This is a genomic window from Parendozoicomonas sp. 209JJ7-1 (assembly GCF_058147085.1).
In genome coordinates this window covers 1-26,730 of the sequence record NZ_JBYVJU010000009.1, presented here as the reverse complement: position 1 = coordinate 26,730, position 26,730 = coordinate 1, and the positions used below count along the sequence as shown (strand labels likewise).

At 50.9% G+C, this 26,730-nt stretch carries 23 protein-coding genes and 4 tRNA genes; 6 read left to right on the top strand and 21 right to left on the bottom strand.

Going from position 1 to position 26,730, the window contains the following annotated elements; genetic code table 11:
• Positions 1-60: 60 nt before the first annotated feature.
• On the top strand, positions 61-384 hold the full coding sequence (gene fdxA, locus ACY2RQ_RS10460; RefSeq protein WP_490112913.1) for a ferredoxin FdxA: 324 nt from the start codon (positions 61-63) through the stop codon (positions 382-384).
• Between the two features lie 120 nt (positions 385-504).
• Here fdxA and rpoS read toward each other — a convergent pair whose 3' ends face one another.
• The 13 genes from rpoS to ACY2RQ_RS10395 all read right to left on the bottom strand — a co-directional run bounded on the left by rpoS (position 505) and on the right by ACY2RQ_RS10395 (position 15,132).
• Positions 505-1,530 carry an RNA polymerase sigma factor RpoS gene (rpoS, locus tag ACY2RQ_RS10455; RefSeq protein ID WP_490113046.1) on the bottom strand — a complete coding sequence of 342 codons (1,026 nt, stop codon included), beginning with the start codon at positions 1,528-1,530 and terminating at the stop codon, positions 505-507.
• Between the two features lie 116 nt (positions 1,531-1,646).
• A complete protein-coding gene (locus tag ACY2RQ_RS10450; protein WP_490112912.1) occupies positions 1,647-2,426 on the bottom strand; it encodes a peptidoglycan DD-metalloendopeptidase family protein in 780 nt (259 codons plus the stop codon).
• A 229-nt stretch (positions 2,427-2,655) separates the two neighbouring features.
• Positions 2,656-3,609, bottom strand: a complete 954-nt coding sequence (locus ACY2RQ_RS10445; RefSeq protein ID WP_490112911.1) for a polyprenyl-phosphate transporter — start codon at positions 3,607-3,609, stop codon at positions 2,656-2,658.
• Positions 3,610-3,616: 7 nt separating this feature from the next.
• Positions 3,617-4,276 (bottom strand): protein-L-isoaspartate(D-aspartate) O-methyltransferase, encoded by a 660-nt coding sequence (locus ACY2RQ_RS10440; protein ID WP_490112910.1) that lies wholly within the window; start codon positions 4,274-4,276, stop codon positions 3,617-3,619.
• 126 nt (positions 4,277-4,402) lie between these two features.
• Positions 4,403-5,488: a tRNA pseudouridine(13) synthase TruD gene (gene truD, locus ACY2RQ_RS10435; protein ID WP_490112909.1), complete on the bottom strand. Its 1,086-nt coding sequence runs from the start codon at positions 5,486-5,488 to the stop codon at positions 4,403-4,405.
• A 2-nt stretch (positions 5,489-5,490) separates the two neighbouring features.
• Positions 5,491-5,823, bottom strand: coding sequence for an FtsB family cell division protein (locus ACY2RQ_RS10430; protein WP_490112908.1), 333 nt, complete (start codon positions 5,821-5,823; stop codon positions 5,491-5,493).
• A 74-nt stretch (positions 5,824-5,897) separates the two neighbouring features.
• Positions 5,898-6,752, bottom strand: a complete 855-nt coding sequence (gene kdsA, locus ACY2RQ_RS10425; protein ID WP_490112907.1) for a 3-deoxy-8-phosphooctulonate synthase — start codon at positions 6,750-6,752, stop codon at positions 5,898-5,900.
• A 3-nt stretch (positions 6,753-6,755) separates the two neighbouring features.
• The gene (pyrG, locus tag ACY2RQ_RS10420; RefSeq protein WP_490112906.1) at positions 6,756-8,381 is read right to left on the bottom strand and encodes a CTP synthase; all 1,626 of its coding nucleotides are present in this window, start codon (positions 8,379-8,381) and stop codon (positions 6,756-6,758) included.
• A 211-nt stretch (positions 8,382-8,592) separates the two neighbouring features.
• Positions 8,593-10,461, bottom strand: coding sequence for a hypothetical protein (locus ACY2RQ_RS10415; protein WP_490112905.1), 1,869 nt, complete (start codon positions 10,459-10,461; stop codon positions 8,593-8,595).
• A gap of 190 nt (positions 10,462-10,651) precedes the next feature.
• Positions 10,652-12,058 (bottom strand): tRNA lysidine(34) synthetase TilS, encoded by a 1,407-nt coding sequence (tilS, locus tag ACY2RQ_RS10410; RefSeq protein WP_490112904.1) that lies wholly within the window; start codon positions 12,056-12,058, stop codon positions 10,652-10,654.
• A gap of 115 nt (positions 12,059-12,173) precedes the next feature.
• Positions 12,174-13,124, bottom strand: coding sequence for an acetyl-CoA carboxylase carboxyltransferase subunit alpha (locus ACY2RQ_RS10405; RefSeq protein WP_490112903.1), 951 nt, complete (start codon positions 13,122-13,124; stop codon positions 12,174-12,176).
• 144 nt (positions 13,125-13,268) lie between these two features.
• Positions 13,269-14,093, bottom strand: coding sequence for a hypothetical protein (locus tag ACY2RQ_RS10400; RefSeq protein ID WP_490112902.1), 825 nt, complete (start codon positions 14,091-14,093; stop codon positions 13,269-13,271).
• Positions 14,094-14,286: 193 nt separating this feature from the next.
• The gene (locus ACY2RQ_RS10395) at positions 14,287-15,132 is read right to left on the bottom strand and encodes a hypothetical protein (protein WP_490112901.1); all 846 of its coding nucleotides are present in this window, start codon (positions 15,130-15,132) and stop codon (positions 14,287-14,289) included.
• A gap of 387 nt (positions 15,133-15,519) precedes the next feature.
• Here ACY2RQ_RS10395 and ACY2RQ_RS10390 point away from each other — a divergent pair, with 387 nt between their 5' ends.
• Positions 15,520-16,098, top strand: coding sequence for a Fe-Mn family superoxide dismutase (locus ACY2RQ_RS10390; RefSeq protein ID WP_490113045.1), 579 nt, complete (start codon positions 15,520-15,522; stop codon positions 16,096-16,098).
• 569 nt (positions 16,099-16,667) lie between these two features.
• A complete protein-coding gene (locus ACY2RQ_RS10385) occupies positions 16,668-17,522 on the top strand; it encodes an alpha/beta fold hydrolase (protein WP_490112900.1) in 855 nt (284 codons plus the stop codon).
• A 64-nt stretch (positions 17,523-17,586) separates the two neighbouring features.
• Here ACY2RQ_RS10385 and ACY2RQ_RS10380 read toward each other — a convergent pair.
• The 3 genes from ACY2RQ_RS10380 to ACY2RQ_RS10370 form a co-directional block, all read right to left on the bottom strand.
• A tRNA-Gly gene (locus tag ACY2RQ_RS10380) sits at positions 17,587-17,662 on the bottom strand.
• Between the two features lie 23 nt (positions 17,663-17,685).
• A tRNA-Glu gene (locus tag ACY2RQ_RS10375) sits at positions 17,686-17,761 on the bottom strand.
• A 35-nt stretch (positions 17,762-17,796) separates the two neighbouring features.
• Positions 17,797-17,872 (bottom strand) — tRNA-Ala (locus tag ACY2RQ_RS10370).
• Between the two features lie 258 nt (positions 17,873-18,130).
• Here ACY2RQ_RS10370 and ACY2RQ_RS10365 point away from each other — a divergent pair.
• Positions 18,131-18,206, top strand: a tRNA-Trp gene (locus tag ACY2RQ_RS10365).
• Positions 18,207-18,492: 286 nt separating this feature from the next.
• On the opposite strand, the gene ACY2RQ_RS10360 is transcribed toward ACY2RQ_RS10365, so the two are convergent.
• From ACY2RQ_RS10360 to ACY2RQ_RS10350, 3 genes are all read right to left on the bottom strand, one after another.
• The gene (locus tag ACY2RQ_RS10360; protein ID WP_490112899.1) at positions 18,493-19,443 is read right to left on the bottom strand and encodes an endonuclease/exonuclease/phosphatase family protein; all 951 of its coding nucleotides are present in this window, start codon (positions 19,441-19,443) and stop codon (positions 18,493-18,495) included.
• A 482-nt stretch (positions 19,444-19,925) separates the two neighbouring features.
• On the bottom strand, positions 19,926-20,966 hold the full coding sequence (locus tag ACY2RQ_RS10355; RefSeq protein WP_490112898.1) for a PDDEXK nuclease domain-containing protein: 1,041 nt from the start codon (positions 20,964-20,966) through the stop codon (positions 19,926-19,928).
• Positions 20,967-21,112: 146 nt separating this feature from the next.
• Positions 21,113-21,529, bottom strand: coding sequence for a hypothetical protein (locus tag ACY2RQ_RS10350; RefSeq protein WP_490112897.1), 417 nt, complete (start codon positions 21,527-21,529; stop codon positions 21,113-21,115).
• Between the two features lie 62 nt (positions 21,530-21,591).
• Between ACY2RQ_RS10350 and ACY2RQ_RS10345 the strand changes: the two genes are divergently transcribed.
• Together ACY2RQ_RS10345 and ACY2RQ_RS10340 are read left to right on the top strand one after the other, a co-directional pair.
• Entirely contained in the window at positions 21,592-22,041 is a 450-nt protein-coding gene (locus tag ACY2RQ_RS10345) for an IS66 family transposase (protein WP_490112896.1), read from the top strand.
• 95 nt (positions 22,042-22,136) lie between these two features.
• Complete coding sequence (locus tag ACY2RQ_RS10340) at positions 22,137-25,724, top strand: SNF2-related protein (RefSeq protein ID WP_490112895.1); 3,588 nt, start codon at positions 22,137-22,139, stop codon at positions 25,722-25,724.
• Between the two features lie 306 nt (positions 25,725-26,030).
• Here ACY2RQ_RS10340 and ACY2RQ_RS10335 read toward each other — a convergent pair whose 3' ends face one another.
• Positions 26,031-26,405: a Fic family protein gene (locus tag ACY2RQ_RS10335; protein ID WP_490112894.1), complete on the bottom strand. Its 375-nt coding sequence runs from the start codon at positions 26,403-26,405 to the stop codon at positions 26,031-26,033.
• A 126-nt stretch (positions 26,406-26,531) separates the two neighbouring features.
• On the bottom strand, positions 26,532-26,730 hold a 199-nt coding region (locus ACY2RQ_RS10330; RefSeq protein WP_490112893.1), incomplete at its 5' end, for a hypothetical protein.

Below are 26,730 nucleotides of genomic sequence, written 5' to 3'. Positions count from 1 at the left end.
CCTGGAACGGCGCTAGAATCATAATGCCTGAATCCTGATAATTGAGATGGAGTATCTGCCATGGCTTTCGTAGTGGGTGAAAACTGCATCAAGTGCAAGTACACAGACTGCGTTGAAGTTTGCCCCGTTGACTGTTTCTACGAGGGCCCGAACTTCCTGGTCATTCATCCTGATGAGTGTATTGACTGCGCCCTGTGTGAACCGGAGTGCCCGGCTAACGCCATTTTCTCTGAAGATGAAGTACCTGAAGACCAGCAGGAGTTCATTGAGCTGAATACTGTCCTGGCAGATGTATGGCCCAACATTACCGAGAAAAAATCTGCTCTGCCTGACGCTGAAGAGTGGGACGGCAAACCCGGAAAGCTGGCACTGCTTGAGCAGTAACGCTTATGCAGTAACAGACAGCCGGATACAAAAAAGCCATGGTGAGCCCTCGTCAAGCAACCATGACTTTTTTGTTGATTATCAGAAACAGTTAAAACCAGTTCAAATTGAACAACTTCTTTAGCTACCACTAAATAAAGAGTCGCTGGTCAGACCCTGCTTCTCCAGAATCAGCCGTAAACGCTTCAGCGCTTCGACCTGAATCTGACGAACACGCTCCCGGGTCAGACCTATCTCTTTACCCACCTCTTCCAGTGTGCTGGTTTCATATCCTCTCAGACCAAACCGCCTGGCAACCACTTCACGCTGCTTTTCAGACAGTTCGCACAGCCATTTATCAATACTTGTATTCAGGTCACTGTCCTGCAGCAGAACCGCAGGGTCACTTTCCCGAATATCGGAAATGGTGTCCAGGATGGATTTGTCTGAGTCATGACCCAGGGGAGTATCCACAGAAGTCACCCGCTCGTTCAGGCCAAGCATACGTTTGACATCGTCAACGGGCTTGTCGAGCAGCTCTGCAATCTCTTCCGGGGTTGGATCATGATCCAGTTTCTGGGTCAGCTCCCGCGCGGCCCGCAGATAGACATTCAGTTCCTTGACCACATGTATAGGTAGACGGATTGTCCGGGTCTGATTCATAATGGCCCGTTCAATGGTCTGCCGTATCCACCAGGTGGCATAGGTCGAGAAACGAAATCCCCTCTCCGGGTCGAACTTCTCCACCGCCCTGATCAGCCCGAGGTTGCCCTCTTCGATCAGGTCGAGCAGCGACAGTCCGCGGTTGACATAGCGCCGGGAGATCTTGACCACAAGCCTCAGGTTACTCTCAATCATACGACGACGGCCTGCTTCCACGCCTTTCCGGGCCAGGCGGGCAAAATGCACCTCCTCTTCCGGGGTCAGCAGAGGAGAAAAACCGATTTCATTGAGATACATCTGGGTTGCGTCAAGTGACTTATAAAAAGTATCCTCTTCCCGGGCACGGGTTGTACCGGAGGAGGTACTTTTTTGCACAGTGTTTTGCTGAGACAACTCCGAATCTGAACCGATGACTTCTTTTGCCTGATCCGAATCGAATTCCTTTTCCAGATTCAGATCAACATTCATTGCGGTTAATTCAGTCTCTTCCTTTTTTAATGCCATAAGTGCCAGTCCTATCTGATTGGTCCCACTCACAGCCGAACAGCCTCTGGCTGTATCGACGACCTTTTTACAGGTCCGTCTTTTATATGCCTGACCGCTACTTCGTACGAATGACCTCAACGTCTCGGCAAGAAAAGAAGAGGATCGACAGGCGTACCGTTGCGCCGTATTTCGAAATGCAGTCTTGGCTCGTTAGTCCCTGTAGAACCTAATTCGGCTATCTTCTGACCCGCTTTAACCCGGTCACCTTCGCTGACCAGCAGCACCCGGTTATGGGCATAAGCGCTGAGATAGCTCTTACTATGTCTAATAATCACCAGGTTTCCATACCCTTTCAGCCCGGCTCCGGAGTAAACCACTTCTCCACCCGCCGTTGCCACTACAGGTTCTCCGATACGACCACCAATAGCAACACCCTTGTAGAGCTTGCCGGAAGTCGAAAATTTCGCCACCAGTTCTCCCGAAGCTGGCCAGCGCCAATGGATTTTTCCGCCTGCAGATGACTTTATAGTTTTATTAACGACTGGTTGTTTTTTATTCGGCGCGGACTTTACTCCTGTCCAGGGGCGTTGTGAAGAGGTCACGACTGTTTTCTTTCGTAAAGGTTTCTTTGTCTTTGCAGAAGAGGCAGGTGAACCTCCCAGTCGAAGCTTCTGGCCGGGGTAGATCGTATAGGGAGGGCGAATACCGTTAACGGCCGCTAACCTGTTGAAATTCTGGCCATATCGCCAGGCAATGGTGTACAGGGTTTCTCCCGGTTTTACTGTATGAGTACCCCAGGTGATGGTGCGCGGTTTGGTACGGGAGCTGATAGGAATATCAGAAGGCGGAGTGGCGCAGGAGACCAACAGCAGTGCGACAAGGCCCATACCCATGATTTTTGAGCAAACACTCAAATGAAATTGGATAAACCCTGTGAGCAATATCGCACCCTCTCCATGAAGTCCCTGACAGGAGCTGCACCCTTATTAATTCCAGATAGTTATATAAAAACTTTGAATATTTCTTATAAAGTCTAAAAAAAGAGAGATATATACGAGTAATCCACAAGTTTTCCCCTTGTATCCGCTGGCTTTTTCCCCATCTCAAGCATTTCCAGAGTGGGTTATCCCCAGGAAAGACCTCTTAATTTTCCTTGATCCCGGATGGCTTTTTCATATAATCAGAGAGCCTGTTCATCCCCAGAACAAGCGCCACAGCTACCACTACACCCGCCGTCGCAAATACAACTTGAGAGGCTTCTCCAGTCAGACCGGAATAAGTTCCTGGCAGGATATTCTGCTGTAGCAGGGGAACAGTTTCACCATTACTGTTGATACGGGTGGTCAGGGTCTCTTTCCATGGCCAAAGCTTGTTCAGGGAACCAATCATCAGACCGATCAGAAAAGCCAGGGTTACGGTTCTCGCCCGCAGAAGCAACCAGGACAGAAAACGGGAAAACAACAGCAAACCCGCCACGCAACCTATACCCAGCGTCGCAATAATAGCAATATCCAGTGACTTGATAGCTGTCATTACCGGGGCATAATAACCGAGCAACAGCAAAATAAAGCTTCCTGAAATACCGGGAAGAATCATCGCGCAAATAGCCAATGCACCTACCCACAGATAGGTCAGCAAGCCTGCCTCCTGAGTCCCCAAAGGCACACCTCCGGCAATCCACCAGGCCAGGACTGTGCCAACAGCCAATGCCCCAAGAGACGCGCCGTTCCAACGGTGAATCTGCCGGCCCACATGCCAGACAGACATCAAAACAAGGCCCAAAAAAAATGACCATACGGGAATCGGATGATTGGCCAGCAGCCAGGTAATGCCACGGGCCAGGGTAAAAACGCTGGTCAGCACCCCGACAAACAGCACCACCAGAAAGGTGCCGTTAATATGTCTCCAGAACGCTGCCAGCCCGTCACGGAGCAGCACGCCCAACGCGCCGGGACCGCATTTTTTCAGGCTGCCAAGCAGCTCATCATAAATACCGGTAATAAAAGCAATAGTGCCACCGGATACACCGGGAACAACATCCGCCGCCCCCATAGCCAGTCCTTTGATAAATAACAGAAGAGAGTTTTTTAATTGCATAAATCCGTCAGCGTACAACACCACTTAGAAGGGGAACAAAGCGCACAGGCTCAAGATACTCTTTTTCAAAACCGGATTCCGTTCGGGTAATCCGATACAGGCTCTGCTCCAGGCCACCCACGGGAATCACCAGCCGACCACCAACCACCAGCTGTTGCAGCAGTTCATCAGGAATATTTTCCGGAGCGGCTGTAACAATAATGCCATCAAACGGCCCCCTTTCCGGCCAGCCCATACCACCATCGCAATGACGGTAAAATACATTAAATGCCTTGATCAGATGAAGCTTTCTACGGGCCCGTTCCTGTAGCGGCCGGATACGTTCAACCGTAAAAACTTTGTCCACAAGTTCGCAGAGCACAGCTGTCTGGTATCCGGAGCCAGTTCCCACTTCCAGAACATTCTTGAGAGGACCGGCAGCAAGCAAAGCCTCGGTCATCCTGGCCACAATAAAAGGTTGGGAAATAGTCTGCCCATACCCGATGGGCAGAGCTGTATCTTCATAGGCCCGGTGAGCCAGAGCCTCATCAATAAAAATGTGCCGGGGCACCGTGCGCAGACACTCAATCACGCGGGAGTCGGTGATTCCCTGGTCATATAAACGCTGTATCAGCCGGTCTCGTGTCCTGCGTGACGTCATGCCTATTCCCGCAAGGTTAACTCCCATAGACACCTACTTACTCCTTATCTCCTGACAGGCCAGACTGCCAGACTGTTATCCCTTAAGTTTACCCTAACCGATTTACGGCGAAACAACTAATTTCCTCAAACGTCAGCTTTTAGATAGCCAGTTTTAAATAACCGGAGCCCGGACATCCACCAACTCATGCACGACCGATGTTGCATAAGTGCCACGGCACAGGAAAAACGCCAATTCAATATCATTATCCAGCCAGCGCCAGGCCAGGTCTTTCACTCTGGATACCAGCGCTCTGCGTTCCTGCTTAAGACCTTTTTTCTCAAGTCCTTCAGCAAAATCCGGCCACTGACTTGCAATCCTTTTTTCCAGTTCTCCAACCCGGGAACAGGAGGCAAGATCACCCTTGCCCCACATAGCGCCGGTATTCAACAATTCACCTGCTTCAAAACGGGTCGGCACTGTATCATCACGGCGCTCCGGCAAAATAAGGGAAGCGGAATCCGGAAAGGTTAACACGTCACCCGCCGTTAACTGACACCAGCTGCCGGTGCGGATACGCTCAGCCAGCAGATGATTAAACAAAAAAGAACGCGCGGCAGACAGGGCGAAACTTCGTTTTTCTCGATTCAGACGAATCTGCCCGGAAAACAGTCTGGTCGCAATTGTCAGGTTATGGCCATCATTACCAAACCTCTGCTCCCCAAAATAATTGGGAACCCCCTTCTGTCCGATAAGCGTTAGCAGGCGCTCCAGCTTTTCCCGGTCACCTTCAAACTCGCGCAGACGCAAAACAAAGCGGTTCCCTTCCAAAGCGCCGATTCGCAGTTTACGGTCATGTCTAGAAGAAGAAAGAAGACGTACGCCTTCTATATTGGAAAGCCTGATGACCCAGTCAGCATGTTCATTCTTCGGCGCAAGGCCGGGAATCCGCAGGCTGAACCATTGGGACGTTACACCATGACGGTCTTTTAACCCCGCATAACTGACATCTGCGGCGGGAATATCCGCCAGCTTTGCCAATTGTCTGGACAGCCAGCTGGTGTTTTGTCCGTTTTTTTCAATATGGAGAAACAAGTGTTCACCATAGCCTACAGGGGCGAAAGGCAACTGCTCACGGACCTGAAAATCTTCAGGGTGCTGTTTGAACAGAGCCGAGCCTGCCCGGCCACCCAGAGCTACTGGCCAAGACAGATTCCAGCTTCCGCTGTGTGCAAGGGAGGTTGAATCAGAAGACATCATATTCAGTCAGGCATAAAGAAAAAAGTTTCACCCTTACGCACCATTCCCAGCTCCCGTCGAGCCAGGCCTTCGACAATATCCAGCCCCTTCTTGTTCGCATCCTGCTGCAGGGCTACAACCTCTGCGGTCAGAGTATTATTGCGAGCCTGCATCTTGTTATTGTCCTTTTGCTGGGCAGCAATCTTTTCCCTTACCCGACTGAGTGCGGCAAGGCTCCCCTCACCGGCCCATAAACGAACCTGGAGGGCTATCAGCAACAGGGATAATACAGTCAGAACAGCTTTCATAAGTGCAATAGTGATGTTCTTTCTTTCGATACTTAAAGAATGTAGCAACAGAAGACAGGACTCAAGAGATAATGCTCTTTCAACTTTCCCCTCTTGCAAGACCTGAGAAATATCAAATTGATTTACTGGGTATCCAGCTCATCAAACCCTTTTACCAGACGGTCAATGGCCTGCATCTGCATCAGGAACGGTTCCAGCTGACTCAGGCGCAGGGCACTTGGACCATCACACAGAGCCTTGTCCGGATCAGGGTGCGCCTCAAGGAACAGGCCCGCCAGCCCCAGAGCCATACCGGCACGGGCCAGTTCCGTGACCTGACGACGACGGCCGCCGGAAGCGGCACCACTGGGATCACGGCACTGCAGGGCATGGGTCACGTCAAAGATCAGCGGCGCACCACCACTCACTTCTGCCATGGTACGAAAGCCCAGCATATCAACGACAAGGTTATCGTAACCCAGGCAGGTACCACGTTCGCACAGCATGATCTGCTCATTGCCGGCTTCGCGGAACTTGTCAACGATATTACCCATCTGTGGCGGACTCATAAACTGGGGCTTCTTCACATTCACCACAGCACCGGTTTTGGCCATGGCTACCACCAGATCGGTCTGGCGGGCGAGGAATGCCGGCAACTGAATGACATCAGCTACATTCGCCACCGGCTTGCATTGATGCACTTCATGAACATCGGTAATTACCGGGCAATCAAAGGTATCCTTGATGTCCTGAAGGATTTTCAGCCCTTCATCCATGCCCGGACCACGGTAGGAGGCCACGGAGGAACGGTTGGCTTTGTCGAAAGACCCCTTGAACACATAGGGAATACCCAGCTTGCGGGTCAGCTCTACATAGTGTCCGGCAATTTCCATCGCCAGCTCCCGGGACTCCAGAACATTCATGCCGCCAAACAGGACAAACGGCTTGTCGTTCGCGATCTCAATGCCATTGGGCAGAGTAATTGTTTTTACCTGCATGACTTATTTCTTCCCGTACTCGACCGCAGCTTTTACAAAGTCGGTAAACAGCCCGTGGCCGTAGCGGGGCGTAGAGGTAAACTCGGGGTGGAACTGACAGGCCACAAACCAGGGATGATCCCTGACTTCCACCACTTCTACCAGGGATTTGTCGACGGAACGTCCGGACACCACCAGACCGGCCTTTTCCAGCTGCTCAACGTAGTTGTTATTCACCTCATAGCGGTGACGGTGACGCTCTTTAATAGTTTCTGCGCCATAGGCTTCGCCGGCCTTCGTACCCGGCTCCAGATGACAGAGCTGGGCCCCCAGACGCATGGTGCCACCCAAGTCAGAGGAATCGGTGCGCTGCTCCATCTTACCGCTTTCATCCAGCCACTCAGAAATCAGGCCGATCACCGGATGTTTGGCTTCGGTGTGGAATTCTGTACTGTTAGCCCCTTCCAGGCCGGCCACATGACGGGCATATTCAATCACCGCCACCTGCATACCCAGACAGATACCCAGATAAGGCACCTTGTTCTCACGGGCATAGCGAGCGGTTTTGATCTTGCCTTCCACTCCCCGGTTACCGAAACCACCAGGCACCAGAATCGCATCAACATCTTTCAGAACATCGGTGCCGTTACGCTCGATATCTTCAGAATCGATATAACGCAGGTTGATCTTGGTGCGGGTACTCAGACCACCGTGTTTCATTGCCTCGATAAGAGACTTATAAGCATCCAGCAGCTCCATGTACTTGCCTACCATGGCCACTGTCACTTCCTTCTTGGGGTTCATCTCCCGATCCAGAACATCTTCCCACTCAGAGAGGTCCGCCGGGCCACACTCCAGGCCGAGGTTGTCTACAACTGTCTGATCCAGGCTCTGCTCCCGCAGCATGCCGGGAATGCGGTAGATGGAATCCGCATCTTCCAGAGAGATAACCGCCTGCTCCGCCACGTTTGTGAACAGGGCGATCTTACGGCGGGAAGAAATATCGATGTGTTTCTCAGAACGGCAGATCAGGATATCAGGCTGAATACCAATAGAACGCAGCTCTTTTACAGAGTGCTGGGTCGGTTTCGTTTTCAGCTCACCAGCGGTCTTGATCCAGGGCACCAGGGTCAGGTGCATATGCTGGGCACGCCGGGAACCCAGTTCAACTTTCAGTTGACGGACAGCTTCCAGGAACGGCTGGGATTCAATATCACCCACGGTACCGCCAATTTCCACCAGTGCGACATCCGCGTCGCCGGCACCGGCAATAATGCGGGACTTGATTTCATCGGTGATATGGGGGATCACCTGCACCGTACCACCAAGGTAATCACCGCGACGTTCTTTGCGCAGTACATGCTCATAAACACGACCAGAGGTAAAGTTGTTACCCTGGCTCATGGTCGTGCTGACAAAACGTTCATAATGCCCAAGATCAAGATCAGTCTCAGCCCCATCTTCAGTGACAAAAACCTCACCATGCTGGAACGGACTCATGGTCCCTGGGTCTACGTTGATGTAAGGGTCCAGCTTAAGCATGGTCACTTTCAGCCCGCGGGCTTCAAGAATGGCAGCAAGAGAAGCGGACGCAATGCCTTTTCCAAGTGAGGAAACAACACCGCCCGTGACGAATATGTAGCGCGTCATCGAAAACCTGTTTTCTGATTGGCGACTTAACGCCTTGGGGGTAGAGAAAGAATGCACTCAAGATGGGATTGCAGGATACCAAAAAGTAACCAATGCCTCAACGCAAACACGAAGATGTTAGGGCCTGTTAGGTGAGACAGTATTAATAAAGACCCGCTTCCTTATACAAGGAAGCGGGTCGGTTAAGTGGCAGAAGCGAAAACCGGCAGTATCAGTTGACCCTGAACATTCCCCGAGCAGGTACTGACCTCTCTCTCCCTCGAAGATTCAGCATCACGGGGAGTAGTTTTTCGCGGTTTTCGTAAGCGTATTGGTAGATATAATGACCCGCCAGACTGCCCGCCAGCACTCCCGTCAACTGGAATCCCGGTGTTCCGCTGATAAAGCGGGGCAACTGACTGACCACACTGGCACCAATATAACTTCCCATACCGGCCGCGAATGATTCCAGACCTGCCCTGGTGACTTCGCCAGGTCCGTTAGCCCAGTTCAAAGTGCCTGCCCGATAGCTATCAAACAGTCTGTTGCCCGCCCCCACAGCCATACCCGCAAAGGCAGCCGGAAATTTGGTCACAGACATCAGTCCGAATGTTGCCACACCGGAGACGCCATGACGGGCTGCGTCTTTACCTGCGGCCACCAGCATCCGGTTACGCTCAACCGGAGTATACTGGTGGGGCAACCGGCCATCGGCCCGATATTGCTCATAAACCCGAACCCCAAGACTGATACCACCACCTACTGCTGCATTGGAGACAAAAGCCAGGGTTCCCTGTTTCGCCATGGACCACAGCCACCGACCACCCACGCCACCACGACTGAATACCACCCGGGATCTAGGCACGACCCTATTCTTGAGAGCATCCTTCAGGCTGATATTCAGGTCTCTTTCCATCTGCCCATTCACTTCAGTGATCAAATCTCTGACCGGTTTCAGCAACCTGTGCTCATTCTGCAAAGCCCGGTAAAGCTCATCCGGAACAACCAGCTTCATCCTCTCACGCTCGAACAGGGGCCATTGAGCCAGTTTTCCCTCGGGCAATGCCAACTGTAACTCATCCAGATATTCCCGAATCGCCAGCGCCAGGGCTCCACTTGCCTCCTCAAGAGTCCCCCCGGCATACAGATCACCCTTACTCAGTACCAGCTTGGGAATCCCTCCGGGATAGCCGAGAACATCCGCACCGAAGTCTCCCCTGGAGACTCTGGCCAACACCTGTGGACCGGCATACCTGAAGCCGCTGGAATAACTCCAGCCTGCTTCCATACCACCCTCTCCGGCAGTTCCCATCTTCAACAGGTTCTCTCGCAACCCTTCATAGCGAACACTGGAGACAATATCCTGGAGATACCCGGCCACAACCCCGGACAGACTGCCTTCATAAGACTCAAGTACACCGATAACCCTTAAACTTCCCAAATCTTTTTCACCGGAAGATGACACTTCATATCCCACATACTGCAACCGGGGATCAACCACATTTACTGCAGGCATTCCCACTCTGGGTACAGTCACCTCCACCAATAGTTCTGCAGCACCGGAATCACTGTAAAAACTCAGTACCACATCATCATTGCGAACAAGGCTCAAAGCTATCGCGTCACTTCCCAATCTCTGAAGCAAGTCACCACGCTCAGCCAAAACTCTTAAGCTTTTCTCCACAGCACCAGCCAGAATCGCACTGCTCTCGATATCCACAGAACCATCAAACTGGACATCTTCCAACTCACCCATTGTGTTGTAAGCCATCTGGGCGCGGAGGAATTTATGGACAAAAGCGCCATCCATACCCGGAACAGGACACTCGAAAGGGAAAAACCCGGCCAGATCATCAAACCGCAGAACCGAGCGGTCAGCATGCACTGATAAGGAAGCATGGGGAGGAATCCGCTCAGGAGTTCCAGCCAGATCAAGCTCCAGAGCCAGCCCTGACACACCGGACAACAGGCGAGCCTTACGTACAGCCGTCGTATACTCTCCGGTTACGGATATTTCAGAACCTCCAGGAGCATAAGCCTGGGTTCCTTCATTTTGATAGGCCACTCCAGCCTGGGAAACTGCCCAAGCTGTTGCAATCACAGCTACAGATAAAGCCAGTCTGCCGGCCTCGAAACGCCCTTTACTACACCTACCACACCGCACAGCCATGAATTTCCTCTCCCACCCAGGTAAAAACGTGCGAAGTGTAGACAGCCCAAGATAGCGCCGCCAAAAGGAGCTGTTAAAAACTGTTACTGGATGTGAGCGCCGGCTATACAAGGATTGCGGCCTACTGAAGCGTCCATTCCAGCAGCCACCCTTCCTGCCCCTCAAGCGCCTGAAAACCCTCTGCGACACAGACGCCGGGAATCGCGATAATTCGATTACCCCCATGAAAAACCGGCAGCCGGGGGCGGAGCCAGGGAGGGACCCCCAACTCATTCAGCCACTTCTTCATGGTTTTGCGCCCCTTACGCCCGGAAAGCGCAAAAGGCTCAAAAGCAAGCTCTCCTCTCAGGGAGCACTGACAGGAAATTTCTTTTCTCAAAACTGTTTTATTAGAGGAATGGCTTGCGCCTGCCAGAACCGGGAAGTAACTCACCACACCATTACCGGGCAGCACCAATTTATTACCAGAAAGCTGCTCATTACCAGCGAACTCCACCGCTTTAATCAAACGTGCTGGCTCAAGGGGTCGGCCAGCCACCAGCCAACCACGAAAACGCCGCATCTCAACACCCGGCCAGCCAAGAAGCGGTTCACCATCGGGCCTGGCTCCGGCTACCTGCCGGCAAATTGTTTCCAGAGCATCACGACCCGGCACAGGCAAGTCCAGACTTGTCAGCCAGGCTCGTAACAACAACATTTTGCGAGCCTTAGTTAGCCGCTCAAATTCCGGCAACTGGAGTAACTGTACTTTTCCCAAACCCGGAAAACGCCCTTCATCACGGCAGACATCCAAATCCCGGGAAACAACATCTTCCAGGATTTCATCCACCTCTTCACACAAGCCGGAGAGGCGAACAAGCCCGGACTTCATCCCCGGCCAACGCTGGTGCAGTACCGGTACAATGTCTTTGCGCAGGAAGTTACGGTCAAAGCGGGTATCACTGTTGGAATCATCTTCTATCCAGACCACACCCTGCTCTCGGGCAAAAGCCTCAATCTGTACCCGGGAAAAATCCAGAAGCGGCCGCAGCAACCAGCCTTCACCGAGGGATCTTTGCCCTGGAATGCCTTTCAGCCCCTGCACACCGGTTCCCCGCATAATCCGGTATAACAGAGTTTCAACCTGGTCATCCTGATGATGACCCTGGAGCAGGCACTCCCCGGCAGTCAGTTCCTGCTCAAAAATCCTGTACCTGGCTCTGCGGGCATCATCCTCAATATTACTCTGGTTATTGACCTGCACCCGATGAATCGAGAGAGGAATATTCCATTCACTGCAAAGGGCAGAAATATGGTCCACCCAGCTATCCGCCAAAGTGCTTAAACCATGATGAACATGGATAGCCCGAAGGGAAGCCAGCTTTCCCTGCCCTAACAGGCGATGACATAGATAAAGAAGGACACTGGAGTCCACGCCCCCACTCAGACCTACAACAGCGGAAACGGGCTTTTTTCCATCAAAGGGATGGGGCAAAGCAGAAAGACGGGCCTCCATGGCACCGAAAAAGGCGACGGTCGTCAGTGACATATATGAAAGCTACAAATAAAAAAGGCTGATGCGTTATGAATGATACCGCATCAGCCTCCAGGTTACCGACTTGTGATCAGACTCCCTGTTTTCTTTAAGACAGCAACAGATCGGTTCAGTTCACTCCCAGGCGCCGCAGGCGCTGGTAACGGTCCTCAACCAGCTCACTGCCGGTCATATTCTTCAAAGAGTCCAGCTCGCCCAGAAGAGCCTGCTTGAGGCTGGCGGCGGCCTGCTCCTGATCCCGGTGGGCACTACCCAGGGGCTCGGCAATTACTTTGTCCACCAGACCCAATTCCTGGAGGCGCTCAGCGGTAATGCCCATAGCCTGGGCCGCGTCGGAGGCACGCTCGGCAGTTTTCCATAAAATGGAAGCGCAGCCTTCCGGGGAAATCACGGAATAGGTGGAGTACTGCAGCATCAGCAGACGGTTGCATACACCAATAGCCAGCGCGCCACCGGAACCACCCTCACCAATTACGGTAGAGATAATGGGGGTTTTCAGGCGGGACATCACACCGAGATTCCAGGCAATCGCTTCACTCTGGCCACGTTCTTCGGCGTCGATGCCCGGGTAAGCGCCCGGGGTGTCGATAAAGGTCAGAATGGGCATATTGAAACGCTCCGCCATCTCCATCAGGCGGCAGGCTTTTCTGTAACCTTCCGGGCGGGGCATGCCGAAGTTACGCTTGACCTTCTCCTGAACCTCACGGCCTTTCTGGTGACCAATCACCATCACTACCTGACCATCCAGCTCCGCCATACCACCCATAATCGCCTGATCATCGGAGAAATGCCGGTCACCATGCAGCTCGTCAAAATCAGTAAAGATTTCGCGAATATAATCGAAGGTGTAAGGACGACGGGGGTGCCGGGCCAGCTGGGCCACCTGCCAGGGGGAAAGGTCCTCAAAGATATTGGCGGTGAGATTGCGACACTTTTCTTCAAGGGTCGCAATTTCGCTCGTGATATTCAGTTCGTTATCACTGCCAACCAGACGCAGCTCCTCGATTTTGGCTTCGAGCTCTGCGATGGGTTGTTCAAAGTCAAGATAGTTCGGATTCATGGGCCAGAAGCACAAGCACACAGGGAAAATTATCCCTACACATTAAGGAATAGCCCCAATGATGTCGAGCGAAAAGATGTAAGGGGAGGTTAACAAACAGCTAACGACTTGTTACGCAGGATAACCTGCCGATTCACGCGACAATTATCGAGCAACATTCAAGTCAGCCAGACCAGATAGACAACGCTCCCTTAATCTGTCCAGAACCCGGTTTCTTTCCCGCCGCAGCTGCGTACCTGAAAGCTCACCGGGAACCGGCAGCCGGCAACGGGCCTCAACCCGGCGCCATTCGCGGGCATGGTTATAGGCATCCCGTTCAACCTGCACCAGCACAAGTTCCGCCTGGTGTTTAACAGGTGTCAGAAGCTGGATTCTCTCGGACGAAGACAGTTTCACCAGTGGCAGAGATGAAGGTGCATAACGCAGATTAAGCACAGAAGGTGATTCATAAACCCCCGGGTCAGAAACAATCAGATAATCTGCTTTTTCCTTATCAAGGAAAGCCTGAACCATCTTATGGTCATAAAGCTCTCTGCCAACACCCGGCAGCCAGCGGAAGAAATTCCTGGAGCGACAGGAGGCCAGTGGGTCAATGGCACCGTCCGGACAACTCTGCTCAACAGCCGCGATCATCCGGTAATACCACTTCAGGACGCTTTCCCCTGAGACCAGATTCAGCCCGGCCTTTGACAGACCGTCGTATAATTTGGCAGACCGTACATAATCCGGGAGAAATTCACCATCGGGAAGAATCGTTAATACAGGCGTCATTAATCCTCGACCTCTCAGCAGATCGGTTATATCACCATGATATTCACTTCCCGGCTCCAGCTCCCAAACAGATGCAGCAGGGGAAAACGGAGCAGATAGTTTTTCTTCAGGTTCTTCCCAGAAACCCCAGAGGGAACATCCTCCCAACCACAAAGGCATGCAGATAACAGCAAGAGCGCGATACCATCTGCTATTCATATACCTGCTGTCCGTGAAGTCATTGGCCACACTCACCTGCCCACTCCCATATCGCCCTCTACTCAGAAACTGCACCCTTTCACAGGCACTCGCCGAAACCTGCACAGGTCGAACAATTAATAATAATGATGATGATGCCAACTGAAAGCCTGCCCCTACTGCGACAGCGACTCAATAAAAGACGACGACAGGGTTATCCTTGAGGTACTGATTCCAGTCCGAGATTCCCCTGCCCACCAGAATTCAGGTTACGCACACTGTTCTCCAGCTGCAGCAACCGGCGATTCAGTTGCTGGCGATGGGTGTCTATCGCCCGAATCTGATCGTCATATTTCTTGATCTGGTTGCTTATATCGCTGGCCATCTTGCGATTATCAGCAATAGTTTTATCTACCTTTTTGGCCAGCGCATTCACCTTATTCTGAATGGCCGACATCTGCTCACCACTAACGGCAGAACCTGCAACCACATCGGCACTGACAGCCCTCAGCTCTTTCTGCACAAGCTCCAGCTCTTTGACTGTGGCTTCAACAGCACTGTTGCTTTTCGCCAGGGAGCTTCTCAACTCTTTCTCTGAAACTTTTAAATCATCTTCAATGGAACCAAGGCGTTTGTCCTGAGCCTCAATATTGGTCCGGTTTCTTTTGTTGGACAGATCCCAGAGTTTACGGATTTCAAAATTCATCGCTTTCAGCTCATCCCGTACCTGGCTGTCACTCTTGTTCAGAGAAGCACCGGTTTCGGAAACCGTGCCGGACACTTCCGTTAACTGACTGACGGTATTATTTAACTGGGCCTTTGCGGTATTAAGGCTGTTTTCCAGTTCACGAATCTGCAGATAACCACCTGCCGCCAGGGCCAGCACCGCAAGCAGCAAAATCACATTAACAATAGAAAACCGGCGTGGAGTATCTGCCTGCACACGGGAGATTTTTTCTGCGCTTTTTTTTCCCCGTTCCGGGTTACGATCCTGCATATCATCCGGTGACAGGGAAATACTGGGCAAATGTTCAAGATCATCCTGAGAACGGGAGTTCATATAACTAGGCATTTTTCAACAATGGAATTGCAGCCATTGTAAGCCAAAGCACGCCCCATCCCAACTGCCGCCCGCCATACTTCTGCGCAAACGCCCTGATGAACGAGCTGCGTCGCAGGCTCAAAGCAGGGTTCAATGTCGCGATCCGGTTCAGAAGCTCAGACCCACTGGCAACCTTTGAGCACCTGGCCCGCCGCTCCAGTGATATAACAACAAAAAGGAAAAACTGTCGCTCGATAGAGAAAAACCACTAGGATTCATGGCAACACACGCCATTATGACGTAGAAAACAGCGCTGACGAGGTGCTATTATCGGCAAACCGAATCTGCCGCTGCCGAGGCACTTCGGCATTTGCCTGATCTGGATCTTAAATGGAGATAACCCAAATGGCTTTTGAATTGCCTGCCCTGCCTTATGAGCGTGACGCCCTTGAGCCTCATATTTCCAGGGAAACACTGGACTACCACTATGGCAAGCACCACAACACCTACGTTGTAAAGCTGAATGGTCTGGTTGAGGGAACTGATCTTGCCAGCAAGTCTCTGGAAGAGATCGTGAAGTCTTCCTCCGGTGGCGTTTTCAACAACGCCGCTCAAATCTGGAACCACACTTTCTACTGGAGCTGCCTGAGTCCCAACGGTGGAGGCCAACCCTCCGGTGCCCTGGCAGAAGCCATTAACAAGGCTTTTGATTCTTACGAAGAGTTTGTCGCCAAGTTCACCGAAATGGCCGTAAACAACTTTGGCTCCAGCTGGACCTGGCTGGTGAAGAATGCTGACGGTTCTGTTGAAATCGTAAACACCAGCAACGCCGCGACGCCTCTGACCACTGACCAGAAACCCCTTCTGACCTGCGACCTGTGGGAGCACGCTTACTACATCGACTACCGCAATGTGCGTCCTGATTACCTGAAAGCCTTCTGGACACTGGTAAACTGGGAGTTTGCGGAAGCCAACTTCGCCTGATTACAGGCCGCTTGTCAGATACCTTATTAAGTTGGAAAATCACCCAAAAGAGCAGGGAAATATCACCTGCAAACTAGAAAATGCATCTGATCCAAGCATCTATTACTGCCTGGTAAGTGAAGTCATCAGGCAGTATTTTTATGCCCAAACGAGATCAAAAAAAATGATGTGGGGCTGTAGTGCTGGGAAGCCCTAAGATCCATACCAACCCAAATATGATCCGATCTGCACTCTTGAAGTGTTCTGGAATGTAGCAGGAATGCAGTCAGTTCACTCTAAGTTGTTTGCCCTCAAGCACGATGAGCTGGAAACCATCATTCGTAACCGCAGCAGCACGCAGGCTTTTGCCCTAAGCCCTCATTATTCTGGTTGCCATTCATCATATCAGCTCAGGCAGCCAGACTGACCACGGGTTCCGTCGCTTATGCCATATTCTTTTAACCCTCTACTTCCTTAGTATTGGATTACTGATATCCCAATAAAAATAGAGCGTTATGATAAGTCTTTCTTATGTACGAATAAAACTTTTGCTTTTGTCGATCATGCTGCTCGGCGGCTGCGCCACCCAAATGCCCGTAAACGAACTGGCCAGAGTTTATGCCCAGCCCCCATCACAGTTTGTGAATATTGATGGTTTAAATGTGCATATTCGTGATCAGGGTAACCCTGACGGCCCGACCATCGTGATGCTCCACGGGCTTTTTTCCTCTCTGCACACCTGGGAGAAATGGCGCCCCTACCTGGAGAAAAATTATCGCCTGATCTCCCTGGACCTGCCCAACTTTGGCCTGACCGGCCCCATGCCAGACGGACAAACCAGTGATAAAGCCTATGCGGACATTCTGCATAAACTAACCCAAAAACTGGAGCTGGATAATTTCTACCTGGTGGGTAATTCCCTTGGAGGCTATTTCGCCTATCAGTACGCTGCCCGGCATCCGGAACAGGTGACTAAACTGGTCATGCTGGATCCGGCAGGTTACCTGTTTGTGCCCCCTGCCCCCCTGGCGTTCTGGGGAATGCCCGTAGTTGGCCGCATTGGTGATTATATTGATCCTCCACGGTTTGTATTCAAACAACTGGTACGCCAAGGTTACGGCAACCCGGAACTGGCTACCGATGACGAGATAGACCGCTATAAAACTCTACTCAACCGGAAAGGTAACAGGAAAGCCGGGGGGAAATTACTGCGCAGAATTCGTAATAACTTTGGCTTTGATCTTAGCCGTCTGAACCAGCTCACTATGCCGGTATTGATTATGTGGGGAGAGGATGATGGCTGGATTCCCTTCCGACATGCTGACAAATTCCATAAGGCCATAAAGGGCAGCGAGTTAATCAGCTACCCCGGTGTCGGCCATATCCCGATGGAAGAGATTCCCGAACAGAGCGCGAAGGATCTGGTTACGTTTTTGGAAAAATAAAAGATACTGAACCCCGATTTATACAATAAAAAAAGCCCACATCTAATGATATGGGCTTTAATCTTGGAGCGGGAAACGAGATTCGAACTCGCGACCCCAACCTTGGCAAGGTTGTGCTCTACCAGCTGAGCTATTCCCGCATTTCTTTGGCATACACCGAATATGGCATCCCGTAGGGGACTCGAACCCCTGTTACTGCCGTGAAAGGGCAGTGTCCTAGGCCACTAGACGAACGGGACATAATTTTCTAAAAAATAAGCCTCTCGAAAGAAGCTGGTGGAGCCTAGCGGGATCGAACCGCTGACCTCAACACTGCCAGTGTTGCGCTCTCCCAGCTGAGCTAAGGCCCCAGACCCTCCGGAATTTCATGACTCACACAGTGCTGAGGCAGTGCCGGAATGCGTGGCGAATTCTATGGGCCGGCCAGATCAGTGTCAAGGGTATAAATGCGTTTTCTGCAATAAAATACAGCTTTACCTAGCTATATAAAAGATGAGAGATAAACGACATAGTTAGCTGCTTTCTGTTCAATTACGAAAACCTCAAAATTTCCTGATAGAACATAGACTTCCGAAAATCAGCGAGGTATATTTCACCCAGTCTTCTGCAGGCCACTAGCTCAATTGGTAGAGCACCGGTCTCCAAAACCGGGGGTTGGGAGTTCGATTCTCTCGTGGCCTGCCATTTTTCCTTTCTACAGAAGACTCACCTTATCCAACACCTGGCGAAACAACCCCTCTAGCCTGCCTATTTGGCGATTACGAGGGAGACGGCAAACTCTCTCCCCTTAGACATTTTCACCACATCCTTGGATATATCCGACTCTCTGCTCTAAAAACAGGGAAATATAACCAAAATCTTTCCCCTTTTTTCTTCTTATATTCCAACCAGTTAAACAGCCATTAAACGACAGTATATTTTGGTTTGTTTTTTACTCATGAGGAGGTCAGGCGACACCTGTTAAAGCTCTTTACTCTTGCATCAGAGCCTTTTCCAGCAGTTCATCCTCAATCCAGGTATTCAACTCTAGCCATAAAGGCAAATGATCACTCAGCTGGTTTTTAAACTTCCCTAGGGAAAGTTCAGGATAAAGCTCTTCGTGCGAGTCCTTATAAAACCGAATCACTCCACCCTTACCTGTGAACCTTTCTCTGCGTGTAGGACTGTGCAGGATCTGATCGTAAGTCGCCTTCTCTGTCAGGTTTGTTCCTTTGATATTGAGCATGGCTGGTGGAAGTTGCAGACTTCCTGATGTAATCGCTTTAAAAGCACTACTCCTGCGACTGGGTATATTAAAATCACCCAATACAATGAAATCACGATCAGTGAGAAATTTTGACTCCCTGCGCATTTCAACCCAGCGCGCTAATTGCTCCAGAGCCTTGGCTCGTGCTTTCACACCGCCACTCCACCGGATATGGGCGGTCAGCATCACAAAATCAAAATTCCCTGACCGGAAGGACACCATATAAGGGGAACGCCACCAGTCCGGTGACACCTGTCGGTACTCACCATCATCGCCTCGCTCTCGCAAAGGATCAGCTTCAGCTGCCAGCCCGGTGAACACAGCTGCCCTCTTGTCGTAGACATACGCGATACGCTCCTGAAAACCTGCAGCATCACTACGAAAATCGGAGTAAACAACTTTGTAATAGGGGCCCAGGATATCCAAAACTCTCGACAGATCATCGAGATTATCCCGCAACTCCGTCAATGCCAGAACATCGAACTGCCCGATGATTTCAGCTATGAGATGAATAGCATCATCCCGCCTGGCGGCCTTACCAAATTCACGAATATTCCAAGTTCCAATAATCAGATTCTCATCCAACTTGCTGGGGGGAATACCTGCTTTCTTAATCTGCTCTCTTATTCTTTTCACCTTCAGAGCTGTAGCGGTTGACATCTGTCCATGATGCATAGCAATATCCCTCACACTTGGATGATCTTCACAAAGACTCCCATCATCGGCAGGTTTAGTCAAAGCAGGCGGAGTTTCGTATGACCGTGCAGTTTTCCACCAAAGTCTGCTGGAACAACTTCAACTCTGACGTTAATCTCAAACCTTGAAGAACACTCCTCTCTACCCCTGCCTCTCCAGCGGAAACAGCCATAGCCCAGCACAATTCCCGCCAGTGAATGCTGGGGGCTTTCTCAAGACATCGCTGCCACCCTTAATAAAGATGTTGATCTGACAGACCTCTGGCAGGCGGCAACGATGGATCTATACCAAAACTTCTCGCACAGCAAGTTCTGCCGTGTTCCGGTACATACTGCCTGGAGCAGACAAGGTTTTCCGGCCTTGCATCCCCCGCCAATGAACCGGACTCTTCCATTCCAGACGAACATTGTCTTTTATGTACTTCAGATGAATTCCACCCTGAATGCCCCAGAGAGGATGCATTAGTCACTTTCTCTTAACACATACTTCTTTTGTGCTTCATCGATAGCACGCTGCAGGCGACTATGCAACACTTCTCGCTCTGGCAATACCGTCAAATATTCCGCTACATGGATACCAGAATCACCCAGCTGTAGTAGCTCAATCTGCTCTTTACGGTTCTCAGCACAGAGAATAATACCCAGCGGAGGCTCTTCGCCGGGCTGACGCTCATGCTGGTCGAGCCATCGCAGATAGAGTTCCATTTGCCCTTTGTAATGTGCTTTAAAACGACCAATTTTTAAATCAATCGCCACCAACTGTTTCAGCTGACGGTTGTAGAACAACAGGTCTATATAAAAGTCATCACCGTCGATCTGGATTCGCTTTTGTCGTGCAATAAAGGAAAAGCCAGCCCCCAGCTCCAGCAAAAAGCTTTCAAGATCTCGCAAAATAGCGTCTTCAAGATCTTTTTCAAGGTAATGATCATTGAGTTGCAAAAAGTCCAGCACATAAGGGTCTTTCAGTACCAGGCTGGACTCCAGCCGGTTTTTCTCAGCCAGGGTTTTCAACTCTTTCTCAATCAGTTTTTCCGGTTTTTTGGAAAGCGCGGTTCTCTGATAGAGCATCAAGTCAACCCGCTCCCCCAGCTCCCGTACACTCCAGCCTTCAATACGACACATTTGTGCATAAAACTCCCGCTGCAGTGGGTCTTTCATGGGAATCAGGGTAATAAAATGGGTCCAACTCAATTGTCGCATCAGTGACACGACAATATTCTGCTCAGGAAAAACCTCGGCAAACTGCATCATCCGCCGCAACTGCTTATCCGAGAAGCCCCGGCCAAACTCCTGGGTGAGCTGTTTGGCGAGAGAAACTACCACCTGTTTGCCGTATTCAGCCCGCTCGCCACCCAATACTTCTTGATTAATACGCTGACCTATCTGCCAATACATAAAAGTCAGGGAGGCATTGACTGCCGCAGAGGCTTTTTGGCGAGAATCGGAAATGAGGAGGCGAAGCTCAGCCAGCAACTCCGGCGCTAAAGGGGTTATTTCTGACATATAGATGGCTCTTATCAGAGATCATTCCAAAGGTGGTTGATCTATCATTATCTGTCTCAAGTCTATATACAAGAATGCGAACACAAACACTCTGGTTTTTGGGGGATGTAACTACTGGCAAGCACTCTTGGCCTACGTGGTGGTCTTTACGGTCGGAAAAACTCTCTCTGCTCTTTCCATTCCAGCGGAAACGGCTGCATTATCTGCTGAAGCGTCAGAGGCCAGTGCCCAATTTCCTGCAGAATATCCTTCTGAATATCCAGAGCCAGTGACGTCAAACGCAAAATTTTGGACAACTGACTCTTGTCAATCTTCTCCACTCGAGCTAACTCTTTCACACTACCAGCTTCACCCTTAAGCAATTTATTCTGACAACGATGAGCCTGCACCAACGCCTCTCTGACAGCTGGTTTAGCAGCATCCCGATATAAACTACCGGGAACGGACAAGGTTTTACGGCCTTTCATCTTCGTCCAGCGAACCGGAATTTTAACCTCCAGAAGGTCTTTATCTTCGTAAGCGCTGGAGCGGGAAAGCGACGGTATTACGCTGATTGGCTGCATGGCTCATGCCCGCCGTAAGTTCAAGGAAGCCTACGATGCTCTGCCCAAAGGGCCGAAGAGCGATGCCTGGCGAGGCAAAACGACGCCCGTCCAGTCATGGACACCATCAAAAATACCGTCCGAAAGTCATCTCGAAAAGTAAGCTTGGGGAGGCCATCCGGTATATGCATAACCAGTGGAACTATCTGGAACGTTATCGGGATAACGGACTTGTGGGTATCGACAACAACGCCTCCGAGCGGGCGATCAAACCGTTCGTGATCGGACGCCGTAACTGGATGTTCTCGGACTCGGACTCGGAAGCGGGAGCCAGGAGTAGTGCCACTCTTTACAGTTTGATCGAAACGGCCAAGGCCAATGGTCATGAGCCTTGGGTATGGCTGGGGGTTCGAAATATCGCCGTATACGAGTACCAGCGCCTGGACGTAAATATTCTCAAAGCCATGATGGAACAACACCTTGATGATATACGCGAATATGCCGAAACGATGCCAGCTGCTCACCTCAGCTAAACATGATTGACCAAAGAGCTTTCTGACAGCCAGTATCACTATCACAACTGCAGTTATATCATGCACCATATCTGAGACTTTCTACAAAATGTAAAATGACACACTCTTATGGTCAAACCTGGTGGGGCGAGCAGTGGCTTGCAGCTTTCAATGGCATAGATGACACCAACCGCCTGCCCCGGGGGCGGCGCTATGCCGGTAATGGTTCTGTCACAGCGATTGAAATACAAGGACCAACCACCAAGGCAGATGTGCAGGGGCGCCAGCGCAGACCTTACAGAGTCACCGTCAGCTTGCCCGGTTTTTCCAGAAAAGAGCAAAACAGGATTCTGGAGACAGTCAGCAGCAACCCTGCGGTACTGGCCAGGCTGCTCAACCGGCAGCTTCCGGAACAAACTCTGGCGTTACTCGCTCAGCAAAAAATACCCCTGTTTCCCCGCAGCTGGCAAGATATGACCGCCAGCTGTTCCTGTCCGGACTGGGCCATGCCCTGCAAGCATATCGCCGCCATTATCTATCTGATAGCCAGCGAGATTGATAAAAACCCGTTTCTGGTGTTTGAGCTCCATGGCATGGATCTGATCAAAGCTATGGAAAAACAGTCAGGTGTCGTACTGGCAGGGCTGGACGCCCCGGAACAATACCTTGATCACTGGCACCCTGAACCCGTTGTACAGAACTGGGAAAAACCCAAAACACCTGTGTTTGAAACACTGGATCTAACCACTATCGCCCCCTTGAATGAACGCATATTCAGCATACTCGGGAGCAATCCTCTTTTTTACAGCAAAGACTTTCGAACAGTCATGGCTGGTATATATAAACGGTCGGCCCGCTGTGCCGCGTTATTCAACAAAACCAACAACAGCAACGACTCCGAAAATAACAGTACAGAAATTACGAACATTGATCGCCTTTCACTGATCATTGATGAAAGCGGACAGTTTCAGTCTATTGAGAGTGAAGGCGAGGCTGAAAGTAAGACCACCCTCCCTGGCATCAAGTCAGTGATGGGCTGGTGCCGACTACTGAAATCACTGCATACCAGTCAACGTCCGGAAACCACGCGACACTACCACCATGCCATGATGTGGCAGCTGCTCTACCGTCTGGCTATAAGACTGGTCACACAACAAGCTTATATTCCAGCGGTTTATCAGCAGTCAGATGATAAAACACTGATCCACTGGCATCCCGCACTCATGAGTGAACCAGTCAGAACTCGAATGGAACAGCTTTATCAGCTCTGCCCGCCCGATCTTGTTCTGCTCACACATGCTCCGAAGCGCCGTCGTAAAGCTATCCGGCATTATACCGATGGCAAAACCCAGGTGGATGCAGCCCTGCATGGTTTGATCAGCCATTTTACCAGTACAGCTCTGGTGCAATCTTCCGGTAACCTTGTTACACAGGATATCTGCCAGCTGTTTTTTGGCGCTACGCCCTGCTTGTTCAACAGCTTTGAAACCATTGAATTTCCGAAAGTCATTAACAACTGGCTGAACAGGCTCACGCTCGGTGAACGCAGTCATCGCCTTCACATGGTCGTCGAAGAAGTCACGACGGAAGAAGAACAGTTATCAGAGAACGATTATCAGGCAGAACTTGCCCTTTCCGTACAGGTTGAACAATCTGGCGCAATGCAGCCGCTGGCCCGTATTCTCGGCAGTCAGGAATTGTCGCCCACAAAAATTAGCATTCTTACCGATCTGGCTCTGCTGGCGGATTACCTGCCAGACATTGAAGCGTTGTACAGCGCCCCCAAAGCTAACCAGAAGCAACCTTCGTCACTTCACTATACCCTTGAGGCATTTACACCACTCTTTCTGAATACGCTTCCCGCCCTGAGAATGCTGGGTATTCAGTTGGTGCTGCCGAAAAGCCTGCGCAACCTGGCCTATCCGCAGCTCAGCCTGTCTCTCTCCAAAGGAGACAGCGACAAGCCGGTCAGCTATCTCAATATTGATCAGTTGCTCCAGTTCAAATGGCAGGTCGCCATTGGCGATCAACGGGTATCAGCCGATGAGTTTCTGAATCTGGTCAGCGGGGCTTCCGGGCTGGTAAAAATGCTGGATCAGTACGTTATGCTGGATGATTCCCGCCTGCAACAACTGCTGAAAAAGTTAAATGATCTTCCCGAATCCCTGTCCAGAATGCAATTGCTGAAAGCCGGTCTGTCAGGTGCGCTCGACGGTGCCAAAGTTGATTTAGGTTCCAGTGCAGAAGAGTTGTTCAACCAGTTGCTCAGGGGGGATCCAGCTCCCTTGCCACAGGGGCTTGATGCACAACTGCGCCCTTATCAGCAACGGGGTTATGAGTGGATGGCCCAGAACGCCCGTATCGGCTTTGGTTCCCTGCTGGCAGACGACATGGGGTTGGGCAAAACTGTACAGGTGATTACCCTGCTTCTGCATCAGAAAGAATCTGGTCAGTTAGATAAGCACAAAGGGCTGGTGGTTGCGCCCACCTCACTACTGACCAACTGGCGTAAAGAGATGCAACGGTTCGCCCCGAGTCTCAGTGTTCTTATCTATCACGGCAACCAGCGCAGTCTGGATATAGAGGAGCACGATATCATCCTCACCAGTTACGGACTTATCCGTTCAGACGGCACAACATTAAGCAAACCACGCTGGCGTACAGTGGTAATTGATGAGGCGCAGGCGATTAAAAACCCGGGCACCAAACAAACCAAAGCCATCAAGAATTTAAAAGCAGATATTCGGATTGGTTTAAGCGGAACGCCGGTGGAGAACCGACTGCGGGAATACTGGAGCCTGTTCGACTACACCAACAAGGGCTATCTGGGTACACAAAAACGATTCAACGAAGAATTCGCCTTCCCTATTGAGCAGGATCGGGATCAGGTCAGTCTGGACAGGTTTCGTAAAATCACCGCTCCCTTTATTCTACGACGTCTGAAAACTGATAAGAATATTATCAGTGACCTGCCTGCCAAAGTCGAAAGCAACCGCTATTGCAGCCTGAGCCCACAACAAGCTGCCCTGTACCAAAGCACTGTCGACAGTATTATGGAAGACTTGCAATCCAGTGACGATGGCATTGAGCGTAAAGGCATTATTTTCAAATTGCTCAATGCCCTCAAACAAATCTGCAATTCGCCTGCCCAGTTCCTGAATCATGCACAAGCTCCAGTTTCAGAATCCGGAAAACTGGCCACCTTTGTGGAACTGGTCCGGGAGGCAACCGATGCGGAAGAGAAAGTACTGGTCTTTACCCAGTACACGACCATGGGGGAACTGCTTGTGAGCACTTTGTACCAGGAATTGACACTGGATGCCTCGTTCCTGCATGGCGGATTGACCCGCAATAAACGGGACGCCATAGTGGATGACTTTCAGAACAACCCACGTACCCGCCTGTTGATTCTCTCCCTAAAAGCTGGCGGCACCGGCTTGAACCTGACCGCAGCCAGCCAGGTGATTCATTATGACTTGTGGTGGAACCCGGCCGTTGAAGCTCAGGCCACAGACCGCGCCTATCGCATCGGCCAGAAGAAAAATGTGCAGGTACACCGGTTGATCACCGAAAACACCTTTGAAGAGAAAATTGATGCCATGATTCAGAGCAAGAAGGAACTGGCAGAGTTAACGGTTGCCAGTGGCGAGCAATGGGTCTCTGAACTCTCGGACAAAGATCTTAAAGAGCTGGTATCGCTTTGAGGGTAGGCAGACAATGAGCGAAACAGAAGCCGTTCCCTGTAATCCCCCGGCTTCTGTCGAATATATGTCTTACTGGATAGCTACATGTGGACACAAATGACTATCACCACAGACTTTGTCACCATCAATAGTCAGCTCTTCCACATGCCATTGTGATAGTAATCCACACCCCGCTCGTAGGCTCGTGGCCCTGCCAGCTTTTTCAGCAAAGCGCCAGAAATATCAGAGTAAGAGACGGTATCTGCGATCATAGATCCAACTCAGAAAGGGATGCACAGGCAACACTGCAAGTACGGGAAATATTGTTTATCCGTTCAGCGTTTTCAGAAAAGTCAGCCCCTTCTCACTCAATCGATAGGTCTGCTTCGGGCTGTTTGGACGTTCAGGGTAGCTCATCACAACCAGTTCACTTTCAATCGCCGGCGTTAAATAGCTTTTACGAAAGCTGGGGCGGTGTTTCAGTTGCAAGCGTTCCATCAGATCCTTGGAGCCTAGCGCCTGTCCACTTGTGGAGAACAACACATTGATCAGCTTTTTAACTTGATCGGTCTCTTGCCCAGCTTGTTCGCCATAGGAGGGTTCTGATGCCAGGGCTTCTGTCAAAGCCTGCTCCAGTGTTTTCAGCATAAAGGCAATAAAGGGCGTTGCATCACAGGCCTTACCTGCCTCACGCAGAGCCAAATAATAATCATCCTGCTGCTCTTTAATGAGCGTTTCCACCGTTAGATAGGGCAGGTATCATTAAAGGAAAACGCGGATTTTACACCATCAGCCACATCAATCAGATGTTTTATTGCCATACATTTATTAAGGGAGACGACTTGCCCAAGCAAACATCTGATAGCCGAGCCTCTTGTCGTGGACGGTGATCATATCCGGCAGGATATTGCCTGGAAGACCATCAGCAGCCTCCTCAAAGATTGCCTCAAACGGGCAGGGAGTGGTGACTTCCATCTGACCGATGGCCAAATTGGGCCGCAACAACGGAAGACAAGGTGAAAAAAAC